The sequence below is a fragment of the Streptomyces sp. NBC_01506 genome (assembly GCF_045040295.1).
GTDB lineage: Bacteria > Actinomycetota > Actinomycetes > Streptomycetales > Streptomycetaceae > Streptomyces.
Genome location: NZ_CP109422.1, coordinates 274,011 through 291,075, shown reverse-complemented (window position 1 = coordinate 291,075; position 17,065 = coordinate 274,011). Strand labels below are relative to the sequence as shown.

12 protein-coding genes are annotated in these 17,065 nt (G+C 71.8%); 3 read left to right on the top strand and 9 right to left on the bottom strand.

From position 1 onward, the window contains the following. Positions 1-12 precede the first annotated feature (12 nt). The 5 genes from OG329_RS01270 to OG329_RS01250 form a co-directional block, all read right to left on the bottom strand. The gene (locus tag OG329_RS01270; protein ID WP_405791914.1) at positions 13-1,692 is read right to left on the bottom strand and encodes an APC family permease; all 1,680 of its coding nucleotides are present in this window, start codon (positions 1,690-1,692) and stop codon (positions 13-15) included. After that, positions 1,680-3,149, bottom strand: a complete 1,470-nt coding sequence (locus tag OG329_RS01265) for an aldehyde dehydrogenase family protein (protein ID WP_405791912.1) — start codon at positions 3,147-3,149, stop codon at positions 1,680-1,682. Before OG329_RS01265 ends, OG329_RS01270 begins: the two co-directional genes overlap by 13 nt. 161 nt (positions 3,150-3,310) lie before the next feature. Next, entirely contained in the window at positions 3,311-4,579 is a 1,269-nt protein-coding gene (locus OG329_RS01260) for a GAF domain-containing protein (protein WP_405791911.1), read from the bottom strand. Between the two features lie 279 nt (positions 4,580-4,858). Then, positions 4,859-6,190 carry an SWF or SNF family helicase gene (locus OG329_RS01255; RefSeq protein ID WP_405791909.1) on the bottom strand — a complete coding sequence of 444 codons (1,332 nt, stop codon included), beginning with the start codon at positions 6,188-6,190 and terminating at the stop codon, positions 4,859-4,861. Beyond that, on the bottom strand, positions 6,187-9,285 hold the full coding sequence (locus tag OG329_RS01250; RefSeq protein ID WP_405791908.1) for a DEAD/DEAH box helicase: 3,099 nt from the start codon (positions 9,283-9,285) through the stop codon (positions 6,187-6,189). The genes OG329_RS01255 and OG329_RS01250 overlap by 4 nt, the downstream gene beginning before the upstream one ends. 311 nt (positions 9,286-9,596) lie before the next feature. Here OG329_RS01250 and OG329_RS01245 point away from each other — a divergent pair, with 311 nt between their 5' ends. Together OG329_RS01245 and OG329_RS01240 are read left to right on the top strand one after the other, a co-directional pair. Further along, a complete protein-coding gene (locus OG329_RS01245) occupies positions 9,597-10,676 on the top strand; it encodes a fatty acid desaturase family protein (protein ID WP_405791906.1) in 1,080 nt (359 codons plus the stop codon). A 125-nt stretch (positions 10,677-10,801) separates the two neighbouring features. Next, a complete protein-coding gene (locus tag OG329_RS01240) occupies positions 10,802-10,984 on the top strand; it encodes a hypothetical protein (RefSeq protein WP_031228443.1) in 183 nt (60 codons plus the stop codon). Positions 10,985-11,095: 111 nt separating this feature from the next. Here the strand turns inward: OG329_RS01240 and OG329_RS01235 are convergent, their stop codons facing one another. From OG329_RS01235 to OG329_RS01225, 3 genes are all read right to left on the bottom strand, one after another. Then, complete coding sequence (locus tag OG329_RS01235; RefSeq protein ID WP_405791904.1) at positions 11,096-12,013, bottom strand: hypothetical protein; 918 nt, start codon at positions 12,011-12,013, stop codon at positions 11,096-11,098. A gap of 112 nt (positions 12,014-12,125) precedes the next feature. Then, the gene (locus OG329_RS01230) at positions 12,126-12,431 is read right to left on the bottom strand and encodes a hypothetical protein (RefSeq protein ID WP_405791902.1); all 306 of its coding nucleotides are present in this window, start codon (positions 12,429-12,431) and stop codon (positions 12,126-12,128) included. A 100-nt stretch (positions 12,432-12,531) separates the two neighbouring features. Then, complete coding sequence (locus OG329_RS01225) at positions 12,532-13,131, bottom strand: class I SAM-dependent methyltransferase (protein ID WP_405791901.1); 600 nt, start codon at positions 13,129-13,131, stop codon at positions 12,532-12,534. A gap of 149 nt (positions 13,132-13,280) precedes the next feature. Between OG329_RS01225 and OG329_RS01220 the strand changes: the two genes are divergently transcribed. Next, entirely contained in the window at positions 13,281-14,690 is a 1,410-nt protein-coding gene (locus OG329_RS01220; RefSeq protein WP_405791899.1) for an NADP-dependent succinic semialdehyde dehydrogenase, read from the top strand. A 115-nt stretch (positions 14,691-14,805) separates the two neighbouring features. Here the strand turns inward: OG329_RS01220 and OG329_RS01215 are convergent, their stop codons facing one another. Beyond that, the gene (locus OG329_RS01215; protein WP_405791897.1) at positions 14,806-16,821 is read right to left on the bottom strand and encodes an ATP-binding cassette domain-containing protein; all 2,016 of its coding nucleotides are present in this window, start codon (positions 16,819-16,821) and stop codon (positions 14,806-14,808) included. Between the last annotated feature and the right edge of the window lie 244 nt (positions 16,822-17,065).

Genomic DNA, 17,065 nt, shown 5'->3' with positions numbered 1-17,065 from the left:
GTGGGGGGGCGGCTACTCGGCGGGGGTGGGGGGAGGGGGTTGGGCGGGCGACGCAGGGGTGGCCGGCTGGACCTGGTGCTCGGCGAGCACCCCCGTCTTGTGCCGCTGGACGAACCAGTAGTAGGCGAAGCCGCCGACCGCGACGATGCCGATGAACACGAAGGCGCCCCAGCGCAGATACCAGTGCTGCGGGCCTGTCGCGTTGTACACCTCGGCGCGCGGCCAGGCGAGGTTGAGCGACATCGCGGCGCCCCAGAACACGGCGAGGATGTTGACGGGCAGTCCGAACCGGCCCAGCGTGAAGCTGCCCTTCGCCGGATGCCACTCGCCACGCAGCCGCTTGACCAGCATGGGTGCGGTGACCAGCAGATAGGCCAGATAGATCATGATGATCGCGATGCTCGTGATCACCGAGAAGATCTGCGGCTGATTGATGTTGATGACCAGGATGACGACGCCCACGACACCGATCAGCATGGCGGGCACGACCGGCGTGTGGAAACGCGGACTGACCCGCGCGAGCACCGAGCCCGCAGGCAGGTTGTTGTCGCGTGCCATGGCGAACATCAGCCGGATGCCGGCCGCCTGAACCGCCAGCACACAGACGGTGATCGCGATGACCACACACCACAGGAAGACCTCGCCGATGGTCGACCCGAGCGTGTCGAGCAGAACGAACTGCAAGCCGTCCGTACGCAGCCGTTTGTCCGCCAGATTGGGCACCGCCAGCAGGGCGAACAGCAGGATCAGTCCGCCGATCAGGAACGACGCGACGAGCGCGCGCAGGATCGCACGCGGTGCGTTACGGCTCGGATTGTGCGACTCCTCGCCGAGCGACGACGCCGTGTCGAAGCCGTACATGACGTACGCGGAGGCCAGCGACGCGGTGAGGAACGCGCCGAAATACCCGAGCGTCTGGCCCGCGCCGTGCCCCTGTGTGTCGGTCAGCGCGGTGCTGGGGCCGCGGGTGATGTGGGCGGCCAGGAAGATGATCAGGGCGACGGCGGCGATCAGTTCGATGAAGACACCGGCGGAGTTGATCCGCGCCATGAGTTTGACACCGAAGGCGTTGACGGTGGTGGAGAAGAGGATGAGGACCGAGCCGAGGAGTACGGCGTTGCTCGCGGCGTCGTACTTGCCGGCGCCGTCTCCGATGAACTGGAACCGGCTGTCGATCTGCGGCAGCGTGATCTGGTACGCGAGTGCCACCGCCGACAGCGTCACCATGGTCGCCGTCATCATCATCCAGCCGCCGAGCCAGCCGATGTGCGGACCACCCATGTTCTTGGCCCAGTTGTAGATGGAGCCGGCGACCGGATAGCGGGCGGCCAGCTCGCAGAAGCACAGGGCCACCATCAGTTGGCCGACGAAGACCATCGGCCAGGACCACCAGTAGGCGGGGCCGCCGAAGCTGACACCGAAGTAGAAGAGTTGGAAGGTGCCGGTCAGGATCGAGATGTAGCTGATTCCGGCGGCGAAGGTGTGGAAGTTGCCGAGGGTCCGCTTGAGTTCGGGACGGTAGCCGAGTGCGCCGAGCGCGTCGTCGTCGTCCTGGAGCTGGGTCCTGGCGGGGGTTTGCGCGGCAGGGTCTGTCGGTGCTGCGGGGCTGCTGGGGTTTGATCCGTCGGCGCCCGGTCCGTTCGCGCCCGGCCCCTGGTTCGGTGGCGTACCTGGTGTACTCACTCGAACCATCCCTGAGGGCTCGGTGAGAGATTGCGCCAGACGTGCTTGGCCTCCTGGTACTCACCCAGCCCGGCCGGCCCCAGCTCCCGCCCGAAGCCGGACTGCTTCATCCCGCCCCATTCGGCCTGGGGCACGTACGGATGGAAGTCGTTGATCCATACGGTGCCCGCCCGCATCCGCGACGCCACGCGCTGCCCGCGCCCGGTGTCCTGCGACCAGACCGCCCCCGTCAGGCCGTACACGGTGTCGTTGGCGAGCGCGACCGCCTCGTCCTCGTCCCTGAAACGCTCGACGGTGAGCACGGGGCCGAACGATTCGTCACGCACCACCGACATCCCCGGAGCGCAGTCGTCGAGCACGGTCGGCGGGTAGAAGAACCCGTTGCGCAGCTCGGGGTCGGTGGGGCGCTTGCCGCCGCAGCGCAGTACGGCGCCCTCGGCGAGCCCCGCCGCCACGTACGCCTCGATCTTGTCGCGGTGCGCCGCCGAGATCAGCGGCCCGGTGCGGGCGTGCTCGTCGAACGGGCCGCCCATCGGGATCGCCTTGGCCCGGCGGACCAGCTCGTCCACGAACGCGTCGTGCAGCTCGTCCTGGACCAGCAGCCGCGCGCCGGCCGAGCAGACCTGCCCGGAGTGCAGGAACACGGCCGTCAGCGCGTAGTCGACCGCGCTCTCGAAGTCGGCGTCGGCGAAGACGATGTTGGGATTCTTCCCGCCCAGCTCCAGCGCCACCTTCTTCACCGTCGGCGCGGCTGCCGCCATGACGCGGCGCCCCGTGACGAGACCGCCGGTGAAGGACACCAGATCGACGCGCGGGTCCTCGCTGAGCGGCGCGCCCACCGCGGGACCGGCGCCGAGGACGAGATTCGCCACGCCGTCGGGCAGACCGACCTCGGTCAGCAGCCGCATCAGCATGATCGCGGTGTGCGGGGTCAGTTCGCTCGGCTTCAGTACGAAGGTGTTGCCGGCGCCGAGCGCGGGGGCCACCTTCCAGGACGTCTGGAGGAGCGGATAGTTCCACGGGGTGATCAGCCCGCAGACGCCTACGGGTTCGTGCACGACGCGGCTGTCCACGCCGGGGTCCCCGGTGTCGACAACGCGGTCGGTGCCGCCGGCGGCCGTCAGATTGCCGAAGTAGCGGAAGCAGTTCGCGATGTCGTCCATGTCGTACTCGCTCTCGACGAGCCGCTTCCCCGTGTCCAGGGACTCGGCCCGCGCGAACGCGGCCTTGTCGCGCTCCAGCAGCTCGGCGACGCGCAGGAGCAGCCCACCGCGCTCGGCGGCGGGCGTGCCGGGCCAGGGGCCGCGGTCGAACGCGTCACGGGCCGCCTCGATCGCGGCGGCGACGTCCTTGGGGCCCGCCTCGTCCACGGTGGCGACGAGCGTGCCGTCCGCCGGGCAGCGGATCTCGCGGACGTGACCGCCTGCGGCGGTGGTCCACTTACCAGCGATGAACAACTCCGGCATGGCGGACTCCTCGGGTTCGGAAGCGTGGGCACCGCGAGAGTCGGCCGTGGTGCTCCATCAACAGAGAGTAAGGAGCCGGGGCCGGGTCCGCCTTCCGGGAGGGCCCGGAGGGCTCAGCCGGGCCCGTGCGGCGGCCGGAGGGGCCGGGCAGCGGACCTTCCTCAGGCGCCGGACGGGCTCGGTCCCTGCCACGCGTCGAGCTCGTGCACGCGCGCGAGGGCGGCGGGGCGCTGCCGCGCGGGGAGCGCGCGGGCGAGGGTGCGCCACACCGCGAGGTCGTCCTCTCCCCAAGGGGAGTAGGCCCAGTCGGCCAGCAGGCTCGGATCCCCCCGCGCGATCAGGGCCGCCCTGAGCTGGTCGGCGAGTCTGCGCCGCAGCCGTACGACGGCGGGGGACAGGGAGGCGGGCAGCAGCGGTCCGGCGTAGGCGCTCATGGCACCGGTGACCGCTCCGGACGCCAGCCTCCGTGTGACGGTGTCGAAATCCGTGTCGACGCGGGCCGTCAGCCGGTACGGGCGCGACCGCAGCAGGTCGGGGCCGAGCAGCCCACGCAGCCGGAACAGTTCCGCGCGCAGGGTGCCGGGCGTGACCGACTCGTCCTCGTACAGCTCCATCAGCAGTTCGTCGCCGCAGACGCCCTCCGGGCGGCTCGAGAGCACCGTCAGGATCTCGCTGTGGCGACGGCTGAGCCGCGTCTTGCGACCGTCCACGTCGAGCAGCGCCTCGTCCCGGCCGAGAACCGACAGCCGTACGGTCCCGGGGGCGGGCGGTGGGGACAGCAGGGCGAGCTGTGACTCGGCGGCTCTGGCGACGGCGCCCACGAACGCGAGGCTGTGCGGATGGGCCAGTCGGTCGCCACCGGTGATGTCCACGGCGCCGAGCTGCCGTCCGGTGCGCGGATCGTGGATGGGCGCGGCGGCGCAGGTCCAGGGGTGTACGGGCCGCAGGAAGTGCTCGGCGGCGAACACCTGGACGGGCCGGTCGACGGCGATGGCGGTGCCCGGAGCGTTCGTTCCGGCGGCGGTCTCGGACCAGCGGGCGCCCGGCACGAAGTTCATCGCGCCGGCCTGTGCGCGGGTCGCGGCGTGCCCCTCGACCCACAGGAGCCGTCCGTGCGCGTCGCACACCGCGATCAGATGTTCGCCGTCCGACGCGTAGGCGCCCATCAGTTCGCGGAAGAGGGGCATCACGCGCGCGAGCGGGTGCGCGTCCCGGTAGGCGCCGAGATCGTCGTCGGACAGCTCGACACTGGCCGTCCCTTCGGGACGCACACGCGCGCGGGCGGAACGCTGCCAGGAATCGGCCACCACGGGGCGTACGGGACGGTCGACCCGGCCGGCGGTCGCGAACGACTCGTACGCGCGACGCAGCGCTCCACGCCGCTCCGCCGGATCCGCTCCTTCTGCCAGGGCCACCCATGTGTCGGTCAACTCGGCCTCCCGAGGCCACTACAGCACCGGCCTCCACCATGTTCGCCCCGCATCCGCCACCGGGCAAGGCTCCCGTGAGCTCAGCCCCGCCGCCCACCTTGATTCCGCCGCCACCTCCAGCCCCGCCGGCGTTTGAGGCGCGGGGTCCGGGGCGGAGCCCCGAAACCCAGCCCGCCCGGCGTTTGAGGGCACGGCCGAAGGCCGTACGGGGTCCGGGGCGCAGCCCCGGTTGAGGGAAGGGGCGGGTAGGGGAACAAGCCCCGCCCCGCTCCGGGACCGTCAGACCTCCGCCGCCACGCCCGCCAGCGCCGCCGCCGGATCGGCCGCCGGCGGCCCGGAAGCGGCCCAGCGCGCCCCGGCCTTGCGGTACGGCCACCAGCGCCCGTCCCGCCCGTAGCGGAGCTGGACGTCCGCCCCCACGACCGTCCAGCGGCCGCCCGCGCCCGCGCGCAGTCGCGGACGTTCGTTGTCCTCCCAGGCCCCCGCCAGGTCCGCCCTCGCGCGCGCCAGCGCCTCGGGCTCCGGCTGCCACTCCTCCTCCAGTACGGCGAGAGCCGCCGCGCCGCCGTGACGCCAGGCGCCGACCGCCAGGTCCAGTTCGGCGCGCTGACGGCCACTGCCCCCGGCCAGCCGCACCGCGATCAGCGGATCGCCGGTCGAGGCCGCCAGCCGCACGGCGTCCTGGCCGGGCGTCAACTCCACGTCGAGCGGCTGCCGTTCGTGCCCGCAGGACAGCGCGTCGACCAGCATCCGCAGCGCGCGTCCCGCCGCGTCGGCGGCCAGGAACTCCAGGGCGTCCGCGTCGATCCCGGGCGGTGGCTCCGCCTCCGTGTCGAGGGACGGCGGCAGGCCCGGCTCCTGCGGGACCGGCGGGGGCGGGGGCAGCGGCGGGAGGATGTCCCGCGCCGCGAACGCCTCGTCCGCGCGTATGCCCGCCGGCTCCTCGACTGTCCCCTCACGCGTGGCCGCGCTCGCGGCCTCGACCGGGTCCTGGTGCGTCCGCGCGGCCCGCGCCGAGCGCACCTGCAACTCGTCGAGCAGTTGCCGTTCGCTCCGGCCGCGCATCAGTAGAAGGACGAACGGATCCTCGTCCAGCAGCCGCGCCACCTGGTAGCACAGTGCCGCCGTGTGCGGACACAGGTCCCAGGCGTCGCAGGCGCACTCGGGCTCCAGGTCGCCGATGCCGGGCAGCAGTTCGACCCCGGCACCCGCCGCGTCCTCCACAAGATGCGGCGGCATGTCCCGGTCCAGCAGAGCGGCGATATGGCCCGCGCGCTCGACCGCCATGTCCAGGAACCGGTCCCACTCCTCCGTACTGAGCTGCTGCAACAGCACGTCGCTGCGCTGCGCCGTACCGTCCCTGTCCCGTACGACGGCCGTGATCCTCCCCGGCCGTACGGACACCGCGCCGACCGCGCCGTCACGGGCCTGCTTGCGGCCCTTCTTGAGCTGTTGCAGGTCGAGCGCCGTGTCCTCGAGGGCCTTCAGCCAGGCCCGCCCCCACCACGTCCGTGCGAAGCCGCGGCCCGGCGCGGGCGGCAGGGCCGCGAACGTGCGCTCGATCCCGTCCGTACCGCGACCGCCGCCGCTACCGCTGTCGGTTCCGGTCATCGCGCACTCCCTCGCAGCTCGACCAGATCGGCCAGCTCGTCGTCGGTCAGTTCCGTCAGGGCCGCCTCGCCGCCGGCGCCGAGGACGGAGTCCGCCAGTTGCTGCTTGCGCGCCAGCATGTCGGCGATCCGGTCCTCGATCGTGCCCTCGGCGATCATCCGGTGCACCTGCACCGGCCGGTTCTGGCCGATGCGGTACGCGCGGTCCGTCGCCTGTGCTTCGACGGCCGGGTTCCACCAGCGGTCGAAGTGCACGACATGCTCGGCGCGGGTCAGATTGAGGCCGGTGCCTGCTGCCTTCAACGACAGTAGGAAGACGGGCACTTCGCCCTCCTGGAACCGCCGCACCATGTCCTCGCGCTGCCGCACCGGTGTACCGCCGTGCAGGAACTGCGTCGGGACGCCGCGTGCGGCCAGATGCTCCTCGAGGAGCCGCGCCATCTGTACGTACTGTGTGAAGACGAGGACGCTCGCCTCCTCGGCGAGGATCGTGTCGAGCAGTTCGTCCAGCAGCTCCACCTTCCCCGAACGCCCGGCGACACGTGGCGCGTCGTCCTCCTTGAGGAACTGGGCGGGGTGGTTGCAGATCTGCTTGAGCGATGTCAGCAGCTTCATGACGAGGCCGCGGCGCTCCATGCCGCCGGCCTCCGAGATCGCCGCGAGGGTTTCCCGTACGACGGCCTCGTAGAGGCCCGTCTGTTCCGCGGTGAGCGACACCGCGCGGTCGGTCTCCGTCTTCGGGGGCAGCTCGGGCGCGATGCCGGGATCCGACTTGCGCCGCCGCAGCAGGAACGGCCGTACGAGCGCGGACAGCCGCTCCGCCGCCCCCGGGTCACCGCCCTCGACCGCCTCCGCGTAGCGCGTACGGAAGGTGGCGAGCCGGCCGAGCAGGCCGGGCGTCGTCCAGTCGAGGATCGCCCACAGCTCGGAGAGGTTGTTCTCCACCGGGGTGCCGGAGAGCGCGACACGCGCCTTGGCGCCGATGGTGCGCAGTTGACCGGCGGTCGACGAGTACGGATTCTTCACGTGCTGCGCCTCGTCGGCGACGACCAGTCCCCACTCGGCGGCGGCCAGTCTCGGCGCGTCCAGTCGCATCGTGCCGTACGTCGTGAGGACGAACTCGCCGTCCGCGAGGGCGTCCAGGCCGCGCGACGCGCCGTGGAAACGGCGCACCGGTGTGCCGGGCGCGAACCGCTCGATCTCGCGCTGCCAGTTGCCCATCAGCGACGTCGGGCAGACCACCAGGGTGGGGCCCGCCGCCGACACGTCGGTCTGACGGTGCAGATGGAGCGCGATGACGGTGATGGTCTTGCCGAGCCCCATGTCGTCGGCGAGACAGCCGCCGAGACCGAGCGAGGTCATCCGGTGAAGCCAGTTGAGGCCGCGTAGCTGGTAGTCGCGCAGCGTGGCTGTGAGAGCCGCCGGCTGGCCGATCTCCTGGTCCGTGCCCTCCGGGTCGGCGAGGCGGTCGCGCAGCGCCGCCAGCCAGCCCGACGCCTGCACCTCGAACCGGCGCCCGTCCACCTCGGTGGACCCGGTGAGTACGGCTCCGAGCGCGTCGACGGGGGTGAGCTTGCGGTCCTGGCTCTCCCGGGCGCGCCTGGCCTCCTCGGGATCGATGAGGACCCACTGGTCGCGCAGCCGTACGACAGGGCGGGTCGCCTCGGCGAGCCGGTCCAGCTCCGCGCGGGTCAACTCCCGGTCGCCCAGCGCGAACCGCCAGTTGAAGGCGAGCAGCGCGTCGGCGGACAGGAAGGACGGCAGGTCCGAACCGCCCTTGTCCCAGCGCCCGTTCCCGCGCGTGTCGTCCTCGTCGTGGTGGCCTGCGCCCGGCGAGTCGTGCGGCGTGTCGTGCCGGCTTCCGTACGGAGGGGAGTCCGGCCGGTCGTCGGGCGGGCCGATGACGGCGCGCGCCGTCAGCTTGCTCGCCAGCGCCTTCGGCCAGTGCACCTGGACACCGGTGGCCGCCAGCGCGCGGGACGCCTCCCCGAGCAGTTCGGTGACCTCCTCGTCGGCGAGGTCGATGGCGTCGGGCACGGTGGCCGACAGCAGGGGCGCCAGGGGCGGCCAGGCGCGCGCGGCGCGCCTCAGGGCCAGCAGGGCGTCCATCCGGGCCCGGGGGCCGAACGCCTCGCCCGTGGCGTTCACGGCCCTCGTACCGGCCCACACCTCGGCGGCGTCGGCGACGACGGTCGGATCGCTGACGCTGTGCATCTGTAGGACGGCGCGGAACGCGGCTGCGGATACGAACGCGTCACCGTCGGGGGAGTCGCCGTCCTTGGAGGCGGTGTCCTGGGCGGTGGTCAGGCCGGGCAGTTCGACCCGGAGCGACAGCCGTACTCCCGCGTCGTGCCCGGCCGCCACGTCGGCGGCCCAGCCGCGCAGTTCGGGCAGTCGGCGCGGCTCCGGCGCCGCGAAGGCGGGCGATCCGGCGGCGATCCGCGCGGCGGGTGCGCGTACGAGACCGTCGGCGACCGCGTCGAGGAACTGCCGCAGCAGCCGCTCCGGTTCGGCGAGCAGGAGCGGACCGCTCGCCTCGGCGTCGAGCGGTACGGCGTGGGCGGCGGGCGGCATCGAGGCGGCCAGCGCACGGATACGCTCCAGGTCGTCGACGGCGACAGGACCGGCCCGCCAGGCGTCGTGGCCGGCCGGCGAGAGTCCTGGCAACAGCTTGCCGCGCGCGGCGAGTTGGAGGGCCAGCAGCGACGCGGCGCCCCAGAAGGCAGCCGCGGGCGAGGCGTGTGCGGATGCCCTCGCGCGGGTCAGCACGGGCAGGGCGTCCCGTACGGGCAGCAGCAACGCCGGCACCGTACGGAGCCGCACATCGTCGCCGACGACGGTCAGGTCCTCGACGGAGGCCGCTGAAACCGCTGAATCCGCCAGGTCGTTCGAGTCCCGCGAGTCCCGCGAGTCCGGCGAGTCCGGCGAGTCCGAGCTGTCCGGCGCGGGCCACTGAGGAGGAGCGGCGCCGTCCGGGTGCCAGAAGGCGATCCGGCCGGCACGAGCCGGGTCGGCAGGCAGGAAAAGCGCGTGGCAGCGGGCGAGTTCGGCGATCTGGGAGGGCGTAGCCGCAGGGGGCCTGTGTACGGCGATCACACATTCCTCAAGTTTGACTAGTGAAGGTGGAGCGGCCGAGGGTACCTCGCTCACGATGCCGGTGGGCCGCACCGGACGGTGACAAGAATCATGGGCCACGGCGGGGGTGTAGGCAGCACCACCCCCGCAGTCGGGAATAACCCCCGACACCTCGGGGTGGTGGCCGCATGGCCCTGAAGGGTCAACTCCGCGTACGTTTCATCCGGTCGGCGCGATCAAGCTCCAACAGCGCCACTCGAACAGCCCCACAGACCTGCCATTTTCTACCTAAACGATCTACACGATCGTCGGCCTACAGACCGGAGACCGACATGCCCCAGGCCCCCGCAGCAGTCGCGGAGACCACCACCCCCGGCCCCGCCGCCGCCCGCACAGGCGGCAGCGACTTCGCGCCCCTTCTGCGGACGGTCCGGGAGCAGGGCCTCCTCGAACGGCGGACCGCCTGGTACGCCCGCGGTATCGCCGTCAACCTGCTCGGGCTGGCCGCGGTCGTGACCGGCCTGGTGCTGATCGGAGCTTCCTGGTGGGCGCTGCTCCTGGCTCCGCCGCTGGCGCTCCTGTCGGCCCGGATGTCGTTCGTCGCGCACGACGCGGGGCACGCCCAGATAAGCGCCACCCGCGGCCGTAACCGTCTCATCCAGCTTTTCCACGCCAATCTTCTGCTCGGAATGAGCCAGGACTGGTGGAACGACAAGCACAACCGGCACCACGCCAACCCCAACCACCTGGAGAAGGACCCGGACGTCGGCGCCGACATCCTCGTCTTCGCCCAGCACCAGACCGAGGGCCGCACGGGCCTGCGCCGCTGGCTCACCCGCCACCAGGCCGCGATGTTCTTCCCGCTGACGACCCTGGAGGGCATCGCCCTCAAGGTCTACGGATTCCAGTGCGTCTTCTCCCGCACCGGCAGCCGCCAGACCCCGCGTGAGCGCTTCCTCGAAGGCTCGCTGCTCGTCGTGCACGTCGTCGCCTACCTCGCGCTCCTCTTCACGACGCTCAGTGTCGGCCAGGCCGTCGTCTTCCTCCTGATCCACCAGATGATGTACGGGCTCCACCTGGGCATGGCGTTCGCGCCGAACCACAAGGGCATGAAGATTCCCACCGAGGAGGAGTTCGCGAGTTGGGGACATCTGCGCCGGCAGGTCCTCACCTCCCGCAACATACGGGGCGGCTTCTTCACCGACTGGTTCCTCGGCGGCCTGAACTACCAGATCGAGCACCACCTCTTCCCGAGCATGCCGCGCCCCCATCTGAAGCTCGCCCAGCCGCTGGTTCGCGCGCACTGCCGCGAGACGGGCGTCTCCTACGTGGAGACGGGCCTGGTCGACTCCTACCGGCAGGCGCTGGGCCATCTGCACGAGGTCGGAGCGCCGCTGCGCGCCGCGGCCTGATCCACGGGACGGAGCGCCGCCCACCATGCCGCGCCGGGCACGCCGGCGCGGCATAGTGGAACTGGGGAGCGCGCACGAGCGTTCAGTCAGCAGGGAGCGGCTTCGGCCGCGAAGGAGGCGTCGAAATGTCGACTAGGGCAAAGATCGCTGTCGGGGGAGTGGCCGTCGGTCTTCTCCTGATTCCATTCATCGGATTCTGGATGTCGCTGCTGGTGGTGCTCGGCGTGCCCGCGGTGGCCTATCTGATGCTCGACCCGTCGCAGCGCCGTCGGCTCAAGCGCATCACGCGCAAGGAGATCGGCCGCTGACCCCGCGCTGACCTGCGAAAAGCCCCTGTATGCCACGCCGGACCGATGGCACGGTCCCGCACGCGTACGGGGGCTTCGGCAATCGCCGGGCCGGTCGGATCGCCGGGCTCGTCAGGACGGGCGGACGGCGATCTTGTCGAGCGCTTCGAGGAGCTTGGGCAGTGCGGGCCCGCGGTCCACCGGCAGCACTTCGTTCGGTTCCTCGTCCAGGAGGATGTAGGCGATGTCGTCCGTTCTGGCCACGAGGGACCAGCCGGGGCCGTCCGCCCGCAGCATCCGCGCGCCGGCCGGGGCGAAGCCGGAACGGACCCGGCCCGGCGGCGGCGATGACTCCAGGTAGCCGTTCAGCTCCTTCAACGCCCGCCGTACCCCGTCGTGGATGATCCGCGAACCGTCGAGGTCGTCGTTCTCGGCGGCATCGGCACCGGCACCGTTCTCGGCGTCCGTATTCGCCACGGCGCCCGCCCCCATATGCGCTGTCTCCGGGTCCGGCCGCGTGCCCGCCTCCGCGTGCCGCCGCTCGTCCTCGGCGTCGAACTGTTCTCGCCACGCCTCCCACTGCAGCGCGATCTCGTCCGCGCCGAGGCGGCGCTGTGCCGGCCCCCAGGTCGTCGTGTCGGGCGGCGCGAGCGGCGGTCTCGCCCCGTCGTCGTCCGTGCCCGGCTCGGGTTGGGGATCGTGCGGCGCCGGGATCCCCGGTGCGGCGACCGACAGGGCCAGCGGCCAGCCGGGAATCGCCGCGACCACGGTGCGTTCGCCGGGAGACAGGTCGTACTCCATGCCGCAGTCCCACGCGGCGATGGCGACCGCGACCAGCGACACGTCGTCGACAGCCACCGTCCAGCGCGCGCCGGTGCCGTCCTGGCCCAGCACCAGCCCGTAGCCACGGTCGTACGGCTGAAGTTCGAGAGCCGCGCACGCCTCGGGGAAGTCGTCCCCGAGCACGCTGGGGAACTGCGCCGGGGTCAGCAGTACGGCCGACAGCACAAACAGGGCGTCCTCATCGGCGGATTCGTCCGTACCGGACACGGCACCTCCCCATCCGATCGGTCGTGTCCGATCGGTTGTCGGCGCACCTTAGCCAGTCGGCCGCCCGGCGTCGAGAGGTCGACGGCCAACCGCGCGCCCGCGTGCCCCGCCGTCAGGCGGCGGGCAGCCCGAGCAAGCTGCGTGCCACCGTCCGGGGCGACTCGTCACGCTCGCGCGCCAGCGCGATCACGGCCCGGCACGCCAGCTCGCTGACCCCGAAGGAGAGCGCCTCGGGGGAGACCCAGCCGGACGCCTCGTCCATCCGGTCCTGGTCGTCGTCGGCGGTCGCCGCGACATAGGTGGCCGCGGCCTCGAACAGATTGTGCTGCCGTGTCCGGCTCCGGGACGACGCGGCCGGCTCGGCGACCGGCGGAACGGTCCGGTTCGATACGAAGAGCCCGCGCAGCTTGTCGAACATCGTCGCTCCACCTTCCGCACATCCCTCTGACCCCCGCCTCCTACAGAGGTTCGATACCCGTTGACGCGACGGTGCACTCGGTACGGGCCGTCCCGGTGACTCAGTCCTCGCGTACGGCGAGCGCGAGGAAGCGGTCGTCCTCGTCCACGTACGAGAGCAGCCGCCAGCCCGCCCCCGCCAGGAGCGGACGCAGCATGCCTTCGGCACGCAGATCGTCCGGTGTGATCTGTCGCCCCTGCCGGGCGGCCAGCGCGGCCCGCCCCACGGGATGGAAGAGAGCCAGACGCCCACCGGGCCGTACGACCCTGGCCAGCTCCCGCAGATTCGTCGCGGGCTCCGGCAGGTGCGCGATCAGTCCGGCGGCGAAGACCGCGTCCAGGGAGCGCGGGCGCAGCGGCAGACGCGCCACATCGGCGAGCAGCAGGGTGCCGACCGCGTCGCGACCGCCGCGTACGGCCGCCGCGAGCATTTCCGGGGTGAGATCGGCACCCAGCACCGTCCCCCGTGACCCCACGGCCTTTCGCAGGGCGGTCAGCGCGCGTCCGGTGCCACAGCCCGCGTCCAGGACGCTGTCGCCCGGACGCAGCCCCATCCCGGCCACCGCGGCGGCGAACGCCGGGCCGTCGTCGGGGAAGCGCGCGTCCCAGTCCGCTGCCCGGACGCCGAAGAATTCCTTTACGTGCGTGTGGTCGTGGGCCATGGGGACATGATCCCCCGCCGCGCGTCGCCCCGTCCCGCCCGCGTCGGACCGAGACGCACGCGGGTCCCTGGACGGCCGCCGCGCCCCGCGTTGCGGGCCCGCCCGTACCGCGCGAGTGTCGAAGAACCGAATCGGAGGAGGACGGTCCCATGCCCATCGCCACGGTCGATCCCGCCACCGGCGAGACCCTGAAGACGTTCGACGCCCTGGGGTCCGACGAGATCGAGCGGCGGCTGGCCGTGGCCGCCGCCGCCTTCGAGCAGTACCGCGTCACGGACTTCGACCAGCGGGCCGCGCTGTTGAACCGCGCCGCCGACCTCCTTGAAGAGGACCGGGACGACATCGCCCGCACGATGACCACCGAGATGGGCAAGCCGATCGGCGCCGCACGCGCGGAGGCGGCCAAGTGCGCCAAGTCGATGCGCTGGTACGCGCGTCACGCGCGGGAACTGCTCGCCGACGAGCACCCGTCCGCCGCCGACGTCCAGGACTCGGGTGCCGCGCGCGCGTACGTCCGCTACCGCCCGCTGGGTGTCGTACTGGCGGTCATGCCGTGGAACTTCCCGCTCTGGCAGGTCGTACGGTTCGCCGCCCCCGCCCTGATGGCGGGCAACGTCGGCCTGCTCAAGCACGCGTCGAACGTCCCGCAGACCGCCCTGTATCTGGGCGACCTCTTCAAGAGGGCCGGTTTCCCCGAGGGCTGCTTCCAGACGCTGCTCGTGGGGTCCGGCGCGGTCGAGGGCATCCTGCGCGACCGCCGGGTGGCCGCGGCGACCCTGACGGGCAGCGAGCCGGCCGGGCGCTCCGTCGCCGCGATCGCCGGTGACGAGGTGAAGCGGACCGTACTCGAACTCGGCGGCAGCGACCCGTACATCGTGATGCCGTCGGCGGACATCGACCGCGCCGCGCGGATCGCGGTGACCGCCCGGACGCAGAACAACGGCCAGTCGTGCATCGCGGCCAAGCGCTTCATCGTGCACGCCGACGTCTACGACGCGTTCGGTGAGCGTTTCATCGCCGGGATGCGGAAGCTGACCGTCGGCGATCCGATGGACGAGTCCACCGATGTGGGCCCGCTCGCGAGCGAACAGGGCCGCGCCGACCTGGAGGCGCTGGTCGACGACGCGGTCAACCGTGGCGCCACGGCCCGCTGCGGCGGGCGCCGCCCCGACGGGCTGAACCGCGGCTGGTACTACGAACCCACCGTCCTCACGGATGTCTCCGCCGACATGCGCATCCACCACGAAGAGGCGTTCGGCCCGGTGGCCACGCTGTACCGGGTGGCCGATCTCGAGCAGGCGGTGAGCCTCGCCAACGACACCCCGTTCGGCCTGAGTTCCAACGTATGGACGCGCGACGACGAGGACGTGCGGCGCTTCGTGCGCGACCTTCAGGCCGGCGGTGTCTTCTTCAACGGTATGACCGCTTCCCACCCCGCGCTTCCCTTCGGCGGCATCAAGCGCTCAGGCTACGGGCGGGAGTTGTCGGACCACGGGATCCGCGAGTTCTGCAACGTCACGACCGTCTGGCACGGTGCCGAACCCGACGACAACACCTGACAGACGGCCCGCGCGTTTCGAAGCCGAACCGCCCCGCGCCCCACGCTCGTTCTCAAGTGCCGGACAGGCTTGCAGCCGTCCGGCACCTGAGAGGAACCCGCCGGTCAGGCCGGTGTCACGCGACCCCTTCCGTGGATGTGTCGACGGGCAGGTCGTCATGCCCGGCCGCATGCGTCTGACGCGGTACGCCGGTCCCGGCGCCCGCCCCGGCAGACGGGTGCCCGTACTGGTCCGCCTGCATGCGGAACATCGAGGCGTATCTGCCGCCGGACGCCAACAGGCTCTCGTGGTCGCCCTGCTCGACCAGCCGGCCCTCGTGCAGTACGTAGATGAGGTCCGCGTGCCGCACACCGGACATGCGGTGCGTGACCAGTACGACGGCCCTGTGCTCGCCGGCCAGACCCCGGATCCGGTCGAAGGCCGCGATCTCCGACCCCGGATCGAGAGCGGATGTGGGCTCGTCCACCACGATCACCTGGGCGTCCCGGTAGTGGGCGCGGGCCAGGCCGAACTTCTGCCACTGCCCGCCGGACAGCTCGGACGCCCCGCGGAACACGCGGGCCAGCAGGGTGTCGAAGCCCTTCGGCAGACTCTCGGCGATCCGGTCCGCGCCCGAGTACCGGGCCGCCGCCGCCCGGTCGCCCCCGGCGGCGTCGGGCCGGCCGATCTCGATGTTGGCCCCGGCGGTCACCGGCCAGCGCTCGAAGTCCTGGGTGAGCAGCGACACCCGGTCGAAGATCTGCTCGCGGTCCGCCTCGGCGATGTCGACACCGTCCCAGGCCAGCCGCCCGCTGTCGGGCAGATGGAGCCCGGCGAGCAGCTTCACGAGCGTGCTCTTGCCGGAGCCGTTCTCGCCGACCAGGGCCACCACCGAGCCCATCGGAATCGTCAGGGACAGCTCGCTGAGCGCCGGGGTCTCCCGGTCCGGATAGCTGAAGGAGACATCCTCCAGGGTGATCGCCTTCGTGGGGTCGGGGATCGGGAGGCCCCCGGACGGAATGGACCTGTCGCCGGCCTCCGCGAGGAACCTCTCCATGTCACGTACGTACAGAGACTCCTCGTGCAGCGAGTTCGTGGTCACCACGAGAGCGCCCAGACTCGCCGAGCCCGACCGGACGGCGACCACGGCCGTGCCCGCCACGGCCAGGTCCATCCGCCCGGACATGATGAGCGCGGCCATCGCTCCGTATGTGATCAGCGCGGCCACCCCCGACAGGGCCGCGGCGAGAAGTTCGGTGGCCGCCTTGTCCTTGGCCAGCCGAGTCGCCTCGGTCTCCGCGCTCTCGGCCATGTTGCGGTAGTGCCGCAGCAGGAAGCGGCCCACGCCGTGCACACGCACCTCGTGCGCGGCGGAGCGGGAGGTGAGCAGTGAGGCGATGAGGCGGCTGGCGCGCAGATGCTCCACCCAGGCCATCACCGACAGATACCGCCGCTGGGACACGCGCATCGCGCCCCAGCCGCGCGGCGCCGCGATCAGCAGGAGCATCGGCAGCAACAGCGGGTGCAGCACGGTCAGTACACCGCCGACGGCGAGCAGCGAGATGATCCCGTTCATGGTGGCGACGCAGGCACCGATCATCGCGCGCGCCGACGGTGGACCGTACTGCGCGGTGTCGATCAGCCGACGGAACTCGCCGTCCTCGATCGCCTCCAGCTCGACCCGGACCGCCGCGCGCAAGTACTGCTCGTTCGCGGCCCGTTCCACTTTCGGCTCCAGCCGTCCGGCCGCCGATGTGGACCAGGAGGCGAGGAGCGCGCCCACCACCGCGACCACCGCGCCCACGATGAGCGCGGGCAGCGCGTCGGAGACACGGTCGGCCGCGCTTCCGCCACCCAGGAGCGAGCCGAGCACGGAGTTGACGACCAGCAGGCTCAACGCGGCCGTCAGTCCTTGGCCGGCCTCGGCGACACCGACGGTCACGAGCGCCGGCCGGTCCGTCCGCCAAGCGAGCCGCAGGGTGCCCGCGACCATGCGCGGCATCGTACGTACGGCGGAGAGCAGGCTGAGTTCGAGCGGGGCCCACTCGTGGTCGGACCAGCCCGTGTCGTAGCGCAGCGGTCCGCCGAACAGCTCGCGTTCGCTGTCCGACACCACGTTCTCGGCGGGCTTGGGGCGCTTCAGTAACCTCACGCGACGCCACCTCCGGCGTCAACCCGACGCATCGGGGCGCTGATCGGGGAGTTGGCGCGGATCGACGGTCTGTCGAACACGCGGTGAACGTCCACGGGCGGGGCGATGGGCTTCATGATTCCTCCGGGAGCGACCTCGATGTGCACGGCGTTGGATGAACGCCGCTGATCAAGCGCCCGTTACGGGGAGCGTGACGCGAATTCTCAATGGCGAGTGCGAGTTGACGGGGCGGATGCGCGGACGG

Coding starts and splice junctions, on each gene's coding strand:
- OG329_RS01270 (WP_405791914.1), bottom strand. CDS start 1,692: ATGGTTCGAGTGAGTACACCAGGTACGCCACCGAACCAGGGGCCGGGC.
- OG329_RS01265 (WP_405791912.1), bottom strand. CDS start 3,149: ATGCCGGAGTTGTTCATCGCTGGTAAGTGGACCACCGCCGCAGGCGGT.
- OG329_RS01255 (WP_405791909.1), bottom strand. CDS start 6,190: ATGACCGGAACCGACAGCGGTAGCGGCGGCGGTCGCGGTACGGACGGG.
- OG329_RS01245 (WP_405791906.1), top strand. CDS start 9,597: ATGCCCCAGGCCCCCGCAGCAGTCGCGGAGACCACCACCCCCGGCCCC.
- OG329_RS01240 (WP_031228443.1), top strand. CDS start 10,802: ATGTCGACTAGGGCAAAGATCGCTGTCGGGGGAGTGGCCGTCGGTCTT.
- OG329_RS01230 (WP_405791902.1), bottom strand. CDS start 12,431: ATGTTCGACAAGCTGCGCGGGCTCTTCGTATCGAACCGGACCGTTCCG.
- OG329_RS01225 (WP_405791901.1), bottom strand. CDS start 13,131: ATGGCCCACGACCACACGCACGTAAAGGAATTCTTCGGCGTCCGGGCA.
- OG329_RS01220 (WP_405791899.1), top strand. CDS start 13,281: ATGCCCATCGCCACGGTCGATCCCGCCACCGGCGAGACCCTGAAGACG.